Here is a 16,878-nt window from a genome sequence, read left to right as displayed (position 1 = left end):
AAAGACTTGCCTTCCTGTTTGTTTCAGGATAAGAATATGCATTTATACTAGTAAATTTTATTACCATCTTATATAACAAAAAGCGGAGGTAGTCCAATGGATGATTGGGCAACTCCCGCTTTACACTTGATCCACATGTGTCTATTTCTCGACAATACTGTGTCGATCCCACTTTAAGAAAAAGCGTACAGATTTATCGGCACTTTGTTTTTCTTCGATACATTCTGTTAAATAACCTGATAATTTTTCATGTGTCTGAGCTAGAAATCCAGCTTCGAGACGGAAATTACGTTCCGAAATTTTAAGTGCATGATCGAGCCCTTTTAATTCGTACGTTGCTTCTTCCTTTGTCTGCTTGAGTAATTGTAGGTCCCCCCAAGCTGCTTCTTTAAAAAAATCTGTTGTTTCTTCCATCGAAAACATTGGAAATTTTCGTGCAATATCTTTTCCGACCCAATATAGAATGTCTGCTTCATGCTTTCCCAGTACTGTAGGCAGAACATGATCCCGCAGTAATTCATACCCAAATTCATTCGTACGTTGCTCTGTCATTGTCATTTCCACCTTACTTTCCAAGTACTTCCGCGCCTACCTTACCTTGACGACCAAAAATGATGGGAGTACAATAAATATGTCATAATATTGTACCATGATGAAATACGCAGTCAATCATGCTTTCGTTATATTCGAAAGTGTTTTTCTACTGCTTATTTACGTGCCGAGGGGGTAACTAATTTGTTCAAAGACAGCGAGTTTTTATGGCGACGTCTGCATTCATTACTTGGTATCATTCCGGTTGGACTATTTCTAACACAACATTTAGTCATCAACCACTTTGCTACTAGAGGTGCTGAATCATTCAACGCTGCAACACACTTTATGGAAAGTTTGCCTTTCCTTTTATTTCTTGAGTGGTTTGTCATTTACATTCCACTAATGTTTCATGCATTTTACGGGATTTATATCGCGTTTACTGCGAAGAACAATGTACAACGATACGGGACATTCCGTAACTGGATGTTCGTTCTTCAACGTTTTACAGGTATTTTCTTAGTAGTATTCATCGCATGGCATATTTTCGAAACACGTTTCCAAGTGGCTATTGGTGCAGATGAAGTAAATTTCAACATGATGGAAGATATTTTAGCGAATCCATTTATGTTAGCTTTCTACATTGTTGGAGTAATTTCTGCTACATTCCATTTAGCAAATGGTATTTGGTCATTTTTAGTGAGTTGGGGCTTCACTCAATCTCCTGCGTCACAACGCATCGCTACATATGTAACTATGGTCATTTTCTTGGCTCTTTCTGTAGTAGGTGTTCAGGCGTTATTAGCATTTGTTTAATGCTCGAAGTGAACCAATTACTACATTAATTAGAGGAGTGAGAAAACATGGCAAAAAGTAAATTGATCATTGTCGGTGGTGGCCTCGCAGGTCTTATGGCAACGATTAAAGCTGCTGAAGAAGGCACGCCAGTTGAATTATTTTCATTAGTTCCAGTAAAACGCTCACACTCCGTTTGCGCACAAGGTGGAATTAATGGTGCTGTTAATACGAAAGGAGAAGGCGATTCTCCTGATATACATTTTGACGATACAGTTTACGGAGGAGATTTCTTAGCGAACCAACCGCCAGTCAAAGCGATGGCAGATGCTGCTCCTGGTATTATCCGTTTGTTAGATCGCATGGGGGTTATGTTTAACCGTACTCCAGAAGGTCTTTTAGATTTCCGGCGTTTCGGTGGGACGTTACATCACCGTACTGCATTTGCTGGTGCGACAACTGGGCAACAATTATTGTATGCACTTGACGAGCAAGTTCGTCGTCATGAAGTGAATGGTTTAGTAACAAAATACGAAGGATGGGAATTCCTAGGTATTTTAAAAGATGAAAATGGTGTGTGTCGTGGTATTAAAGCACAAAGCTTAACAACAATGGAAATTCGCGCATTCCGTTCGGATGCTGTTATTATGGCAACTGGTGGACCTGGAATTATCTTTGGTAAATCAACGAACTCTGTTATTAATACTGGTTCAGCGGCTTCCATTGTGTATCAACAAGGCGCATATTATGCTAATGGAGAATTCATTCAAATTCATCCAACTGCAATCCCAGGAGACGACAAGCTACGTCTAATGTCGGAATCAGCTCGGGGTGAAGGCGGTCGTATTTGGACATATAAAGACGGCAAACCTTGGTATTTCTTAGAAGAAAAGTATCCTGCATACGGAAACTTAGTACCTCGTGACATCGCAACTCGTGAAATTTTTGATGTTTGTGTAAATCAAAAATTAGGCATTAACGGCGAAAACATGGTGTACTTAGATTTATCGCATAAAGATCCGAAAGAGCTTGATATTAAGCTTGGTGGAATCATTGAGATATATGAGAAATTTACGGGCGATGACCCACGTAAAGTTCCGATGAAAATTTTCCCTGCAGTTCATTACTCAATGGGCGGATTATGGGTAGATTATGATCAAATGACGAACATTCCAGGATTGTTTGCAGCTGGTGAGTGTGATTACTCTCAACATGGCGCCAACCGTTTAGGTGCTAACTCATTATTATCCGCTATTTACGGTGGTATGGTAGCTGGACCTAATGCTGTGAAATATATGCAACGTTTAAATTCTCATGCGGAAGATATGGATGCATCTGTATTTGATGCACAAATTGCTGAAGAGCAGAAAAAATGGGATGACACGCTAAAATTAGATGGAACAGAAAATGCTTACATTCTCCATAAAGAATTAGGAGAATGGATGACAGATAACGTAACCGTTGTTCGTTACAATGATCGTTTAAAAGCTACAGATGATAAAATTCTTGAATTGATGGAGCGCTATGAGAATATCAATATTAACGATACTCAGTTATGGTCAAACCAAGGTGCGACATTTACTCGTCAATTAAAGAACATGCTTTATCTAGCTCGTGTTATTACACTTGGTGCGTTAAATCGTGATGAGAGTCGTGGAGCTCACTACAAACCTGACTTCCCAGAACGTGATGATGAGAACTTCATGAAAACAACAATGGCAAAATTCGACCCTTCTACAGGAGCTCCTATTTTCCATTATGAAGATGTAGATGTTTCTTTGATTCCACCACGTAAACGTGACTATTCTTCGAAAGGGGATCACTAAAATGGCAGAACAAGCAACAGCTACAAAAACGGTACTGTTTGAAATCTTACGACAAGATACAACAGATTCAGCGCCATATTGGGAGAAATTCGAACTTGATTATCGTCCTAATATGAACGTTATTTCTGCTTTAATGGAGATTCGTCGAAATCCAGTCAATTATGACGGGAAGAAAACAACTCCTGTAACATGGGACATGAACTGTTTAGAAGAAGTTTGTGGAGCTTGTTCGATGGTGATTAATGGACGTCCAAGACAATCTTGTACGGCATTAGTTGATCAATTAGAGCAACCAATTAAATTAGAACCTATGAAAACTTTCCCGGTTGTACGTGATCTACAAGTAGATCGTACGCGCATGTTTGACTCTTTGAAAAGAGTAAAAGCATGGGTACCAATCGATGGAACGTATGATTTAGGTGAAGGACCACGTATGCCAGAACGTAAACGTCAATGGGCATACGAACTTTCAAAATGTATGACTTGTGGTGTTTGTTTAGAGGCTTGTCCTAATGTAAACAGCGGTTCAGATTTCATCGGTCCTGCGCCACTATCACAAGTTCGTTTATTCAATTCGCACCCAACAGGTGCGATGAACAAAGATGAGCGTTTAAATGCCATTATGGGTGATGGAGGACTAGCAAATTGCGGGAACTCGCAAAACTGTGTCGTTGCCTGTCCAAAAGGTATTCCTTTGACAACGTCAATTGCTGCATTAAACCGTGATACTTCTGTTCAAATGTTTAAAAACTTCTTCGGAAGCGATCATATGGTTGACTAAAATAGTTTTTAAGAGCCTTTCACTGTACTGTGAAAGGTTCTTTTTTTTTGGTACACTTAGGGGAAATGGAGGGAAATTATGAAAGCGAATTATATTAAAGATCTAAATGAATGGGTAAAAGAATTTTCATTTTATGCCCCTGTAAAGGTTCGTTTCAGTGAAACGGATATGTATGGACATTTAAATAACACAACAAACTTTGCTTATTTCGAGTATGCTCGAATTGAGTATTTTAAACATATTGGCTTGATGAGCGATTGGTTAAACCCTAAAGGAGAAACAATACCTGTAGTAGCCGACTTACAATGTGATTACGTTCGACAGGTGTTTTTTGATGAAGAGTTGAAAATTTATGTAAAAGTTCAGTCGGTTGGAAATTCATCGATCGATATTCATTATGTTGCTAAAAATGCCCAAGATGATATTTGTTTTACGGGACGAGGAACAATTGTTCAAATTAGTCGTAAAACTGGAAAAGGTGTTCCTTGGAAGGAAGAAGAAAAAAACCTCTTTACTTCCATGGGCTAATTGTCTTCACCTTCTCCCTTTTTCTAACATACTCTAGACAGAAGAGTTATTAGGAGGGGCATAGGTGGCAAGTGATTACCAACATCGATCATTATTAACTGTTAGGGAACGGGAAATCTTTCATTTGCTTGTATCAGATCATTCGACTAAACAAATATCCGAAAAACTATCTATTAGCGAAAAAACAGTTCGAAATCATATTTCGAATACGATACAAAAGCTAGGTGTTTCTGGAAGATCACAAGCAATTATTGAATTATTAAGGCTTGGCGAATTGTCGTTAGATTAACCGATGAAATTATAGACCGAAATAGGAGTTGAACTATTCAATGGCAGTAGAAGATAGAACACTACTAGATGAAACAAGAGTAGCATTCGTTGAAAAAGAATTACGGTATATTTCCGGCATTATCAAACAAAAGGGTAGAGAAATCTTGAGTAATTATACGATTACTCCACCTCAATTTATCGCACTACAATGGTTATTTGAACATGGTGATATGACGATTGGCGATTTATCGAATAAAATGTATTTAGCATTTTCAACTACGACTGATTTAGTCGATCGTATGGAAAAAAACGAATTAGTCAAACGGGTTCGTGATGAAAATGATCGACGCGTTGTACGAATTCATCTATTACAAGAAGGCGAACGTGTGATTGAAGAAGTAATTGCGAAGCGACAAGCATATTTAAAAGATATATTATCTTCTTTTGAACAAACAGAGATGGATGCGTTGTCTAAACTATTACAGAAACTGCACGTGGAAATGAAAGAAGATGGAAAATAGTATACAAAAATCTGCTATTGGTGTCATCGACTCTGGAGTTGGTGGACTGACAGTTGTAAAAGAATTAATGCGTATTCTCCCAAACGAAGATATTATCTATTTGGGTGATTCAGCACGATGTCCGTATGGACCACGTTCTGGAAAGGAAGTACGACAATTCACTTGGCAAATGGCAGAGTATCTAGCGAAACAAGGAATCAAGCTTTTGGTCGTTGCATGTAATACTGCAACAGCTGTTGCATTGGAATCGTTGCAAAAATATTGTGATTTCCCTGTTGTTGGTGTTATTTTTCCAGGAGCTAGAGCTGCCATGAAAGCAACAAAAAAACAATCGATCGCAGTATTGGGTACAATTGGAACGGTGAGAAGCGGTGCATATGAAATTGCCATAAAAGCCCTTTCAACATCAGCTGAAATCGTTCCTTTTGCATGTCCTTTATTTGTCCCAGTAGTAGAAAGTAATGAATACGAAGGGGAGTTTGCGGAAAAGATTGTGCATGAGTCCCTTAAACCATTAATAGGACAAGCGTTTGATACAGTCATCTTAGGATGCACTCATTATCCGTTATTGCAACCTTTGATTGAGAAAGAACTCGGCAGTAACATTCAAGTAGTTTCCTCAGCAGAAGAAACCGCTCAAAATGTCAAAGAATTACTAGCGTATTATCATTTGGCAAATGAAATGACGAATGTTGCCCACTATGAGTTCTTAACAACTGGATCAGTGGGAATGTTTACAGAAATCGTTCAAGCTTGGTTACCAAATGTACCAGCTCAAGTAAAACAAATTCACTTATAGTAAGCAAAGGAAGGGGCGATTTTGTTCGTGCGAATCGATGAAAGAAAGTTTGATGAATTGCGAAATGTGAGCATGGAAACAAATTTTATTATGCATCCAGAAGGATCGGTATTAATTACTGTAGGAAAAACAAAAGTAATTTGTAATGCGACAATTGAAGACCGTGTTCCACCTTTTCTACGTGGACAAGGCAAAGGATGGATAACAGCAGAATACAGCATGCTTCCAAGAGCAACCGTGTCGAGAAATCAACGCGAAGCGAGTAAAGGGAAAATTACTGGACGCACAATGGAAATACAACGTCTGATTGGAAGAGCTTTACGAAGTGTTGTGGATTTAGAAGCACTTGGTGAGAAAACAATTTGGATTGATTGTGATGTCATTCAAGCAGATGGTGGAACGAGAACGGCTTCTATCACAGGAGCATTTGTCGCACTAGCACTTGCTATCCATTCGTTGCACGAAAAGGACGCGTTTACATCTTTTCCAATTACACACTATTTAGCGGCAACAAGTGTTGGAGTTGTTAAAGATCAAGGCGTATTATTGGATCTTAATTATGAAGAAGACTTTTCAGCGGCAGTCGACATGAATGTTGTCATGACGTCTTCAGGAGAATTTGTAGAAATACAAGGTACAGGTGAAGAAGCAACATTTTCTCGAAAAGAACTAAACGCTTTGCTGGATCGCGCTGAAAAAGGAATTAATCGTTTAATCGATCACCAACGAGAAGCTTTAGGTGAGATTGCAACGTTAATTGATAAAGAAGTAGGTGTAGAAGCATGAAAGAAATAATTATTGCAACAAAAAACAAAGGAAAAGCAAAAGACTTTGAAGCTATCTTTTCTCCAATGGGATATACGGTAAAAACCCTACACGATGTTGCGGAAGAAATGGACATTGAAGAAACAGGAACGACGTTTGAAGAAAATGCCATTTTAAAAGCGGAGGCACTTGCAAATCATTTACAAACATTTGTTATCGCGGATGATAGTGGTTTAGAAGTAGATGCTTTAAATGGTGAGCCTGGAGTTTACTCTGCTAGATATGCTGGTGAAGAGAAGTCTGATGAAGCAAATATGGAAAAACTGTTGGATGCTTTAAAAGATGTTCCATCCCCTGAAAGAACTGCCCGTTTCCGTTGTGTTATTGCTGTAGCGGAACCAAATATGCCAACAAAAACCTATGCAGGCTTTTGTGAAGGCCATATTGCTATGGAGAAAAAAGGATCAAACGGTTTTGGATACGATCCTATTTTTTTCGTGGATTCATTAAACAAACATATGGCAGAACTCTCTGCTGAAGAAAAGGCGAAAATTTCCCATCGAGGACACGCGATAGCTAATCTCCGAAAAGAATGGGAAAATAACGTTGACTTTTAAACAGGCGATTTCTATAATAAGTATTGTCTTTCATTTTCGAATGAAGTGAATGTACATGTCTCGGTAGCTCAGCAGGATAGAGCAACGGCCTTCAAGACAATAGGAGCCTTTATAGGGAAACAGAAACCTATAAAGTGGACGACACTATATCGGTGAAGCCTTAACAGTGTAAGCTGATGGTAATACCGAGGAAACTTACGATCTCATCTGGGGATTTAGATGCTTTAAAGGATTAAGATTTTAACAGGTCAATATGGCTTATTAAAATTTTGAGGGTAAAAGCACCAAAGAATAATCAAAAGCTTAATATATTGCATGCTAATGATTATCGTGAGGTTCCGTAGAGACTACACGTGTCGCACCTGAAATGGTGAAGATATAGTCCAGACTACAAACAACACAAGTTGGTGGCGAAAGCCATGGTGGTAAGCTAAGCCGTCGGTCGGGGGTTCGAATCCCTCCCGGGATGTAAGTTCATCTGCAGGTTGATGGTAGATGAAGAAAAAGTGCTCGTTATTTCCGTTTATGGGAGTAACAGCGCTTTTTTTATTGCCCGTGAAATCGAAACGACTGATACTCGAAAGAGTTTGTTGATACTTGAAATGAGTGACATTTGCAGATACTCTTTGAATGAGTATATATGTGATAAAGGCGGTGGAACGATGAAAAAAGAAAATAAAAGTATAAATAATCTTGTGCTATTTCCAGGCACCGCTGAAAAATATTTAGTAAATGCAAAACAATTTGCAGAAAGTGGACGGTTTGAAGAAGCGATCGAGTGCTTTGAACAAGCGAGTGCTTTGATGAACTTAGAAGAAGCGGATTTATTCATATATGCTGTGTGTTTATTCGAAATGAAGGAATTATTAGAAGCGAAAGAGGTCGTCGAAAATATCTTGCAAGTTGGGTCGTCGAATTATGTAGAATCCATTGAGTTATATGTCTCTATCTTAATGGAGCTGCGCAATTTCAAAGATGTGGTAACAATTATTGAACCATTGCTAGAAGAAAACATTTTGCCTTTCTCGAAAAGACCAACCTTTCTACAATTGCTCGACTTAAGCAAGCGTCTAATGGAGAAAAAGCAAGTGATTCCATTTGAAATTGAAAAGTTTACTTCGTGGACAGAGCTACAGCAACAACAATTCATCTCGGATCTCACGAAGGAATCGGAAGAAGCTAGCGTCCCAATATTAATGGAAGTTGCAGGTCATTCGGACTTACCAGAGTTGTCCAAGTCATTCGCGCTAATGGCACTTGTTGAATTGAAGGTCTCAAACGATGTAGATATAATCAAATTCGGAAAAAAAATAACCGTGACTCCGGCAGAATTAGACTTACCGATTCATTTAGAAACAAATCGACAAGTACTAGAAGCGTTGCACCGACAATTAGCTCAGCATCCTGATTTTTTGGAAATGGCAGAGGAAATAGTCATTCGGCACTTCCTTCTTTGTTATCCAAACCCTATCTCTGAAGAAGAACCTGCTACAATTGCTTCACGTTATACAAACTACATTGAATCGTTATTTATTAGTAGCGGCGTAGAGAATTTCGAAAAGCACACACCTATCTTAGATTTGGAGCGTTTTTTTGAAAGTAGAATACAGTGAAAAAGTTGAAAGAAATGTGAACTATGCTATACTAGACTAGTTGTAAAATCATCGTAAATATATGATTCATACAGGCGAAATTAACAGTTGGAGGTTTTATAGATGACAGCAAAATGGGAAAGACAAGAAGGAAACACTGGAGTATTAACGGTGGAAGTTCCTGCAGAAAAAGTAAATGAAGGCTTAGACAAAGCGTTCCAAAAAGTAGTAAAAGAAATTAACGTACCTGGTTTCCGTAAAGGGAAAATGCCACGTAAAATGTTTGAACAACGTTTCGGTGTAGAATCTTTATACCAAGATGCATTAGATTTCATCTTACCTGACGCTTATGCGAATGCAGTTGACGAAGCAGGAATTGACCCTGTTGATCGTCCTGAAATCGATATTGAGAAAATGGAAAAAGGGGAAAACTTAATTTTCACAGCGAAAGTTACAGTTAAACCTGAAGTGAAGTTAGGCGACTATAAAGGTTTAGAAGTATCTAAAGAAGACGCTTCTGTTACAGACGAAGAAATTGATGCTCAATTACAAGATCAACAACAACGTCACGCTGAAATGGTCGTTAAAGAGGATGGAGCAATCGAAGAAGGCGATACTGCTACAATCGATTTTGAAGGATTCCTTGGTGAAGAAGCATTTGAAGGCGGAAAAGGAACAGACCACGATTTAGAAATCGGTTCTGGTTCATTTATTCCAGGATTTGAAGAGCAATTAGTTGGTGTGAAAGCTGGCGAATCTAAAGACATCACTGTAACGTTCCCAGAAGAATACCACGCAGAAGAATTAGCGGGTAAAGAAGCAACGTTTAAAGTGACAGTTAAAGAAGTAAAAGGAAAAGAACTTCCTGAACTAAATGATGAATTTGCGAAAATGATTGATGGAACTGTTGAAGGAATGGATGCTTTACGTGCTCAATTGAAAGAACGTACAGCAAAAGAAAAAGAAACTGCTGCTGACAATGCGTTAAAAGATGAGTTAGTAGAAAAAGCTGCAGACAATGCCGAAATGGAAATTCCACAAGCAATGATCGATTCAGAAGTAGATCGTATGATGAACGATTTCGCTCAACGTCTTCAATCGCAAGGAATGAATTTAGACCTTTACTTCCAGTTCTCTGGTCAAGACGAAGATGCGCTTCGTGCTCAAATGAAAGAAGATGCGGAGAAACGCGTTCGTGTTTCCTTAACATTAGAAGCAATTGCTGAAGCAGAAGGATTTACAGCTTCAGAAGAAGAAGTAAATGCGGAAATGGAAAAAATGAGTCAACAATTCAACATGACAACAGAGCAAATTCGCACAGCATTAGGTGGCACATTTGCTTTAGAAAATGATTTAAAAATGCAAAAAACAATCGACTTCTTAGTTGATAACGCAAAAATTAAGTAAGATAATGAAATAAATGGAACAAGGCGCGGGTGTAAATCCGTGCCTTGTTTTCCATCCTACATAGAATACATATTGCTCAATCGAATTCCTTGATAATGAGGAATTAATCTTGTAAGATTGTGGCTTGAATAGGGGTGAATCGAATGTTTAAATTTAACGATGAAAAAGGTAATTTAAAGTGCTCCTTCTGTGGTAAATCCCAAGAACAAGTTCGAAAGCTGGTTGCAGGACCAGGTGTATATATTTGTGATGAATGTATCGAGTTATGTACGGAGATTGTCGAAGAAGAGTTAGGTACAGAAGAAGAAACTGAGTTTAAAGAAGTTCCGAAGCCAAAAGAAATAATGGCGATTCTAGATGAGTATGTGATTGGACAGGAAAAAGCGAAAAAATCTTTATCTGTAGCTGTCTATAATCATTACAAACGTGTGAATACATCTAGCAAAATCGAGGATGTGGAGCTATCAAAATCCAATATTGTGATCATTGGACCAACTGGTAGTGGTAAAACGTTACTTGCTCAAACATTAGCACGAATTTTAAATGTTCCTTTTGCAATTGCGGATGCTACTTCCTTAACTGAAGCAGGTTATGTAGGAGAAGACGTAGAAAACATTCTTCTTAAATTAATCCAATCAGCTGATTACGATGTGGAGAAAGCAGAAAAAGGAATTATTTATATCGATGAAATCGATAAAGTCGCACGTAAATCCGAAAATCCATCAATTACGCGTGATGTATCGGGTGAAGGTGTTCAACAAGCCCTTCTGAAAATTTTAGAAGGAACAGTTGCAAGTGTTCCACCACAAGGTGGTCGCAAGCATCCACATCAAGAATTCATTCAAATTGATACTACGAACATTCTGTTTATCGTAGGTGGAGCTTTTGATGGAATTGAACAAATTATTAAACGTCGTCTTGGTCAAAAAGTAATCGGTTTTGGCGCAGATCCAAATAAAGATGAATTAGAGGCGGCATCATTATTGTCTGCTTTAATCCCAGAAGATTTGTTGAAATTCGGATTAATACCAGAATTTATTGGTCGTTTACCTGTTTTAGCAAACTTAGAACAGTTGAACGAAGCTGCTTTAGTTCAAATTCTAACTGAGCCAAAAAATGCATTAGTAAAACAGTATCAAAAAATGCTTGAAATCGATAATGTACAATTAACATTTGAAGATGATGCATTGGTTGAAATTGCAAAACTTGCCATTGAACGAAAAACTGGAGCTCGTGGATTACGATCTATTATCGAAAATATCATGCTTGATGTTATGTATGAATTACCTTCAAGAGATGATATTAAAGAGTGTGTTATTACAAAAGAAGCGATTACGAATCAAGCTCAACCGAAATTGATCTTGGAGGATGGCACTGTATTAGAAGTAAACGACGAAAAAACGTCTGCATAGTATGTGATAGGAAAGCTGACTTCGACTTACGTTTTTAACGCATAATGTCGCTAGTCGGCTTTTTCTTCCATATGTTTGAGAGTCGCAGGAATGGGAAAGAATCGAATGGAGGTGACTTCCTGTATGGTGAAAAAGAAACAGCAACAAGTACCATTATTACCACTAAGAGGGTTGATGGTCTTCCCAACGATGGTATTACATATTGATGTAGGAAGAGAACGTTCTGTAGCTGCGCTGGAACATGCAATGCTATCAGATAGTTTAGTTTTTCTTGCCACTCAAAAAGAGATGAATGTTGAAAATCCGGAATCAGATGATTTGTATGAAGTGGGTACGTTAGCAAAAGTAAATCAAATGATTAAACTTCCGAACGGAACGATTCGAGTTCTTGTCGAAGGATTAAATCGTGCAAAATGGAGTCATTACGAGGAAGGAGATACTTTCTCAGAAGTAACGATTAAAAATTATGACGATTCTACAGATAAAACGTCTGAGCATGAGGCATTAATGAGAATGCTCTTGGAGTATTTCGAAAAGTATTCGAAAGTTTCTAAAAAAGTAACATCTGAAACGTACGCTACTGTAGCTGATATTGAAGAACCTGGTAGATTAGCTGATATGGTCGCATCGTACTTACCACTTAAAATCAGTGGGAAACAGGAAGTATTAGAAATGTTTGACGTACTAGAGCGTTTAGAATGGTTAGTGAATCGTTTGCATAATGAGCAAGAGATTATTCAAATGGAAAAGAAAATTAACGCACGAGTCAAACAAGCCATGGAGCGAACTCAAAAAGAGTTTTACTTGCGAGAACAAATGAAAGCAATTCAAACGGAATTAGGCGATAAAGAAGGAAAAACTGGTGAAATTGCCGATCTGAAGAAAAAAATCGAAGACGTCAAAATGCCAGAATCTACGAAAAAAGTAGCGTTGAAAGAATTAGATCGTTATGAAAAACTTCCTGCAGCAGCTGCGGAAAGTGGCGTTATTCGTAACTATCTCGAATGGCTTGTTTCTTTACCATGGTCAGACGCTACAAAAGATCGACTCGATATACACCATGCCGAAAAAATATTAAATCGTGACCATGATGGATTAGAATCAGTGAAAGAACGAGTATTAGAATACTTAGCTGTTCGTCAATTGACTCAATCTCTTCGTGGCCCGATCTTATGTTTAGCAGGCCCTCCAGGAGTAGGAAAGACGTCGTTGGCAAGATCCATTGCGGAATCACTTGGACGCCAATTTGTACGAATTTCGTTAGGTGGAGTACGAGATGAGTCGGAAATTCGAGGACATCGTAGAACGTATGTAGGTGCGATGCCAGGAAGAATTATACAAGGCATGAAAAAAGCTGGAAAGATTAATCCAGTCTTTTTACTAGATGAAATTGATAAAATGTCCAATGATTTTCGAGGTGATCCTTCTGCAGCGATGTTAGAAGTGCTCGATCCTGAACAAAATCATTCCTTTAGTGATCACTATCTAGAAGAGCCATATAATTTATCAAATGTTCTATTTATTGCTACGGCAAATGATTTAAGTACCATTCCAGGTCCACTTCGTGATCGGATGGAAATTATCACGATTGCTGGATACACGGAAATGGAAAAAATAGAAATTGCGAAAAACCATTTAGTTCCTCGTCAGTTAAAGGAGCATGGACTATCCAAGTCTCAATTACAAATTAGAGAAGATGCTATTCGGAGTTTAGTTCGCTATTATACACGTGAAGCAGGAGTTCGAAGCTTGGAGCGTCAAATCGCGTCTATTTGTCGTAAAGTAGCAAAAATCGTTGTTTCTTCTGAAAAGAAAAAAATGATTATTTCAACGAAAAATTTGGAAGAGCTCATTGGAAAGCACAAGTTCCGATACGGACAAGCGGAAACAGAAAATCAAATTGGTGTGGCAACAGGACTTGCTTATACGACTGTTGGTGGAGATACCTTACAAATTGAAGTATCGCTTTCTCCAGGTAAAGGGAAATTAATATTAACCGGTAAATTAGGCGATGTGATGAAGGAATCTGCTCAAACTGCTCTGTCCTTCGTGCGATCAAAATCAGAAGAATTTGGACTCGATGCTGATTTTCATGAAACATGTGATATTCATATTCATGTTCCGGAAGGGGCAGTTCCAAAAGATGGTCCATCGGCAGGAATCACAATCGCTACAGCGTTAGTTTCTGCACTTTCTAAGCGACCTATTAGACGTGAAGTTGGGATGACAGGTGAAATTACGTTACGTGGCAGAGTATTACCGATAGGCGGTGTGAAAGAAAAGACGTTAAGCGCTCACCGCGCAGGTTTAACGACAATTGTTTTACCGAAAGACAATGAACGAGACATTGAAGATATTCCAGAAAGTGTTCGTGATGATTTAACGTTTAAATTAGTATCACAAGCAGATGAAGTTCTTCGTATCGCGTTAGAAGGAGGACTCTCATGAAAGTCCATAACGTAGAATTAGTAATTAGCGCAGTTCGTCCTGAACAATATCCAGAAGGTGGACTTCCAGAGTTTGCTTTAGCTGGTCGTTCGAATGTTGGGAAATCGTCTTTTATTAACAAGATGATCGGCAGAAAAAGTATGGCCAGAATTTCTTCTAAACCCGGGAAAACACAAACGCTAAATTTTTATAAAATTGAAGAACAATTGTTTTTCGTGGATGTTCCCGGATACGGATATGCAAAAGTTTCCAAAAAAGAGCGTGAAGCATGGGGACGGATGATTGAAGAATACATTACAAGTCGAGATGTATTAAAAGCAGTAGTTCAAATCGTCGATTTACGTCATCCACCGAGTGATGATGACTGTATGATGTATGATTTCTTGAAACATTATAATATTCCGTGTGTGGTTATCGCGACAAAAGCAGATAAAATCCCAAAAGGTAAGTGGGAAAAGCACCGGAAAATGATTCGGGAAGAATTAGATATGGAAGCTCATGATACACTCATTCTTTTTTCCGCTGAGACAGGAAAAGGATTCGATGAAGCTTGGGCGGAACTTGAGCGTCGTATGCAACTAGAAATAGAGAGATAGTAATTCAAATAGGAGACATGGTAAGCGTAGATGCCATGTCTCTTTTCTATGGATTGAAAGGAATCAACCATTTCTTGAAACATATTTTGTTAACTTATCGGCGATTATTCGCATACTAACAAACAATAGTACCATTCCAGTTAAAACAAATAGTAAGTGCCAATCAATTAAAGTACCAACTATAAGAAGCAATATAATTGGCACAAGAAGCCAACTTGTTACGGTTAGAAAACTTGCGATAAATTCTTTTGTTGCATCGAACATCGTAAACCTCTCCAATAAATCGTATTTTATATAGAACGCTAGGCTTCCTGAAATGTTCCGCTTTAAGCCTTGTCTTTGCATGAACAATGCAGGTTTGATAGACTTAATTAGAATGATTCTAAATGAACGGTTTTCTGACAGGAATTCATACCTTGTTCACAATTAAATCCTTTAAAACTGAGGGTTTATGCTATAATTAGTACGATGAAAATGAACGGAAAGGTGTCATGTGACCATGCATACCATAGTAGTGGGCGTAAACTTCAAAACTGCACCAGTGGAAATTCGCGAGCGATTGTCTTTTGTAGAGGCTGAATTACCTGATGCAATGAAGGAATTACAAAAACAAAAAAGTATTCTGGAGAATGTTGTCGTATCTACTTGTAACCGCACTGAAATTTATGCGGTGGTCGACCAACTACACACCGGGAAATATTATATTAAGAAATTTTTGTCCGAATGGTTTGATTTACCGATGGAGACGTTTTCCGCCTATCTTTTTCAACATGAAAAAGATGAAGCAGTACGTCATTTATTCCAAGTTACCTCTGGAATTGACTCCATGGTATTAGGAGAAACGCAAATTTTAGGACAAGTGAAGTCTAGCTTTTTAAATGGTCAAAAAGAAGGTTCAACAGGAACTGTTTTCAATGAACTATTTAAAAAGTCAGTTACGTTTGCTAAAAAAGCACATGCGGAAACGGCAATAGGTGAAAATGCCGTATCAGTTTCTTACGCTGCGGTGGAACTTGGAAAGAAAATTTTCGGATCGCTTCGCAATAAGCATGTTGTCATTCTTGGCGCAGGTAAAATGGGCGAATTATCGATTAAGAATCTGCAAGGTAGTGGGGCAGAAAAAATTACGGTGATTAATCGTACCTTTGAAAAAGCACAAGAATTAGCGACTAAATTTGGTGGACAAGCAAAGCATTTATCGGAGCTTCAATGCACGTTGCTAGAAGCGGATATTTTAATTAGTTCTACTGGATCTACTGAATTCGTTATTGACTATGAGTTAATGCAATTCGTAGAAAAGCTTCGCAAAGGACGTCCAATATTCATGGTAGATATTGCAGTTCCTCGTGATTTGGATCCAAGAATCGGAGAGTTATCAAACGTTTTCTTGTATGATATTGATGATTTACAAGGAATAGTAGAAGCGAATCTTGCAGAAAGACAACGTTCTGCGATGGAGATTGAAAAAATGATCGAGTCAGAGCTTACTGAATTTAATGAATGGGTTGGAACATTAGGCGTAGTGCCTGTTATCTCTGCATTACGAAAAAAAGCGTTAACCATACAAGAAGAAACAATGGCTAGTATTGAAAATAAAATGCCAGACTTAACGGACCGTGAGCGTAAAATATTAAGTAAACACACAAAATCGATTATCAATCAATTATTAAAAGATCCTATTCTTCAAGCGAAAGAACTTGCAAATAGTTCGCAAGCTAATGAACAACTGGCTTTATTCCAACAAATTTTTGGGATAGAAGAGGAAGTTCAAGTAGAAAAGAAACGGCAACAAGAGCTGGAAAAGGTTCGCCAAGCTCAAAAGGCTGATGAAACAACGGCTCAAAAAAGTGCAGAGTGGATTTATTAATTTATACCCATTAAAATGAATGAACAAGGGACGATTGAAAAGATACAACAAAGGAGGCGTTTTCGTAAAAGCAGGATACACTGTCATTGCGAAACGCCTTTTTTATGTGGAAGGAGGAATCTA

The 16,878-nt window shown here is 38.2% G+C and carries 16 protein-coding genes; 15 read left to right on the top strand and 1 reads right to left on the bottom strand.

What is annotated here, in order from left to right; translation table 11 throughout:
* Positions 1-141: 141 nt before the first annotated feature.
* A complete protein-coding gene (locus tag D3873_RS07735) occupies positions 142-552 on the bottom strand; it encodes a YslB family protein (protein WP_338014644.1) in 411 nt (136 codons plus the stop codon).
* A gap of 183 nt (positions 553-735) precedes the next feature.
* Between D3873_RS07735 and D3873_RS07730 the strand changes: the two genes are divergently transcribed.
* From D3873_RS07730 to hemA, 15 genes are all read left to right on the top strand, one after another.
* On the top strand, positions 736-1,347 hold the full coding sequence (locus D3873_RS07730) for a succinate dehydrogenase cytochrome b558 subunit (RefSeq protein ID WP_119883526.1): 612 nt from the start codon (positions 736-738) through the stop codon (positions 1,345-1,347).
* Between the two features lie 47 nt (positions 1,348-1,394).
* Positions 1,395-3,152, top strand: coding sequence for a succinate dehydrogenase flavoprotein subunit (gene sdhA / locus D3873_RS07725; protein ID WP_119883525.1), 1,758 nt, complete (start codon positions 1,395-1,397; stop codon positions 3,150-3,152).
* 1 nt (position 3,153) lies between these two features.
* The gene (sdhB, locus tag D3873_RS07720; protein WP_119883524.1) at positions 3,154-3,933 is read left to right on the top strand and encodes a succinate dehydrogenase iron-sulfur subunit; all 780 of its coding nucleotides are present in this window, start codon (positions 3,154-3,156) and stop codon (positions 3,931-3,933) included.
* 78 nt (positions 3,934-4,011) lie between these two features.
* A complete protein-coding gene (locus D3873_RS07715; protein ID WP_205536252.1) occupies positions 4,012-4,461 on the top strand; it encodes an acyl-CoA thioesterase in 450 nt (149 codons plus the stop codon).
* Between the two features lie 64 nt (positions 4,462-4,525).
* The gene (locus D3873_RS07710) at positions 4,526-4,750 is read left to right on the top strand and encodes a helix-turn-helix domain-containing protein (protein WP_119883522.1); all 225 of its coding nucleotides are present in this window, start codon (positions 4,526-4,528) and stop codon (positions 4,748-4,750) included.
* Between the two features lie 40 nt (positions 4,751-4,790).
* Positions 4,791-5,252 (top strand): MarR family winged helix-turn-helix transcriptional regulator, encoded by a 462-nt coding sequence (locus D3873_RS07705; protein ID WP_119883521.1) that lies wholly within the window; start codon positions 4,791-4,793, stop codon positions 5,250-5,252.
* Complete coding sequence (gene racE / locus D3873_RS07700) at positions 5,242-6,051, top strand: glutamate racemase (RefSeq protein WP_119883520.1); 810 nt, start codon at positions 5,242-5,244, stop codon at positions 6,049-6,051. The genes D3873_RS07705 and racE overlap by 11 nt, the downstream gene beginning before the upstream one ends.
* Positions 6,052-6,078: 27 nt before the next feature.
* Entirely contained in the window at positions 6,079-6,837 is a 759-nt protein-coding gene (gene rph, locus D3873_RS07695) for a ribonuclease PH (RefSeq protein ID WP_119884503.1), read from the top strand.
* A complete protein-coding gene (locus D3873_RS07690; protein ID WP_119883519.1) occupies positions 6,834-7,433 on the top strand; it encodes an XTP/dITP diphosphatase in 600 nt (199 codons plus the stop codon). Before rph ends, D3873_RS07690 begins: the two co-directional genes overlap by 4 nt.
* Before the next feature lie 662 nt (positions 7,434-8,095).
* A complete protein-coding gene (locus D3873_RS07685) occupies positions 8,096-9,046 on the top strand; it encodes a tetratricopeptide repeat protein (RefSeq protein ID WP_162920167.1) in 951 nt (316 codons plus the stop codon).
* A 102-nt stretch (positions 9,047-9,148) separates the two neighbouring features.
* A complete protein-coding gene (gene tig / locus D3873_RS07680; RefSeq protein ID WP_119883517.1) occupies positions 9,149-10,432 on the top strand; it encodes a trigger factor in 1,284 nt (427 codons plus the stop codon).
* A 143-nt stretch (positions 10,433-10,575) separates the two neighbouring features.
* Complete coding sequence (clpX, locus tag D3873_RS07675) at positions 10,576-11,844, top strand: ATP-dependent protease ATP-binding subunit ClpX (protein WP_119883516.1); 1,269 nt, start codon at positions 10,576-10,578, stop codon at positions 11,842-11,844.
* Between the two features lie 123 nt (positions 11,845-11,967).
* Positions 11,968-14,292: an endopeptidase La gene (lon, locus tag D3873_RS07670; RefSeq protein WP_119883515.1), complete on the top strand. Its 2,325-nt coding sequence runs from the start codon at positions 11,968-11,970 to the stop codon at positions 14,290-14,292.
* Positions 14,289-14,888 (top strand): ribosome biogenesis GTP-binding protein YihA/YsxC, encoded by a 600-nt coding sequence (gene yihA / locus D3873_RS07665; protein WP_119883514.1) that lies wholly within the window; start codon positions 14,289-14,291, stop codon positions 14,886-14,888. Before lon ends, yihA begins: the two co-directional genes overlap by 4 nt.
* Before the next feature lie 499 nt (positions 14,889-15,387).
* The gene (gene hemA / locus D3873_RS07655) at positions 15,388-16,755 is read left to right on the top strand and encodes a glutamyl-tRNA reductase (protein WP_119883512.1); all 1,368 of its coding nucleotides are present in this window, start codon (positions 15,388-15,390) and stop codon (positions 16,753-16,755) included.
* The last annotated feature ends 123 nt before the right edge of the window (positions 16,756-16,878 follow it).

The sequence above is a fragment of the Paenisporosarcina cavernae genome (assembly GCF_003595195.1).
Lineage (GTDB): Bacteria > Bacillota > Bacilli > Bacillales_A > Planococcaceae > Paenisporosarcina > Paenisporosarcina cavernae.
Note: the sequence above shows the minus strand (reverse complement) of the source record. Positions and strands in the feature narration are given on the sequence as shown.